A 665-nucleotide genomic window follows, 5' to 3' on the forward strand; every position below is an offset into this window, starting at 1 on the left:
TGCCTCCTAAAGAGTAACGGAGGCGCCCAAAGGTTCCCTCAGCCTGGTTGGTAATCAGGTGTTGAGTGTAAGTGCACAAGGGAGCTTGACTGTGAGACCGACGGGTCGAGCAGGGACGAAAGTCGGGACTAGTGATCCGGCAGTGGCTTGTGGAAGCGCTGTCGCTCAACGGATAAAAGGTACCCCGGGGATAACAGGCTGATCTTCCCCAAGAGTCCATATCGACGGGATGGTTTGGCACCTCGATGTCGGCTCGTCGCATCCTGGGGCTGGAGTCGGTCCCAAGGGTTGGGCTGTTCGCCCATTAAAGCGGTACGCGAGCTGGGTTTAGAACGTCGTGAGACAGTTCGGTCCCTATCCGCTGTGCGCGTAGGAATATTGAGAAGGGCTGTCCCTAGTACGAGAGGACCGGGACGGACGAACCTCTGGTGTGCCAGTTGTCCTGCCAAGGGCATGGCTGGTTGGCTACGTTCGGAAAGGATAACCGCTGAAAGCATCTAAGCGGGAAGCCTGCTTCGAGATGAGTATTCCCACCAACTTGATTGGTTAAGGCTCCCAGTAGACGACTGGGTTGATAGGCCAGATGTGGAAGCCCGGTAACGGGTGGAGCTGACTGGTACTAATAGGCCGAGGGCTTGTCCTCAGTTGCTCGCGTCCACTGTGTT

At 56.7% G+C, this 665-nt stretch carries 1 rRNA gene; it reads left to right on the forward strand.

The features are described from left to right. Positions 1 to 643, forward strand: a 23S ribosomal RNA gene (locus tag IE140_RS35750); the annotation flags it as partial. Between the last annotated feature and the right edge of the window lie 22 nt (positions 644 to 665).

The sequence above is a fragment of the Streptomyces parvus genome (assembly GCF_014648875.1).
In the GTDB taxonomy this organism is placed as follows: domain Bacteria; phylum Actinomycetota; class Actinomycetes; order Streptomycetales; family Streptomycetaceae; genus Streptomyces; species Streptomyces parvus.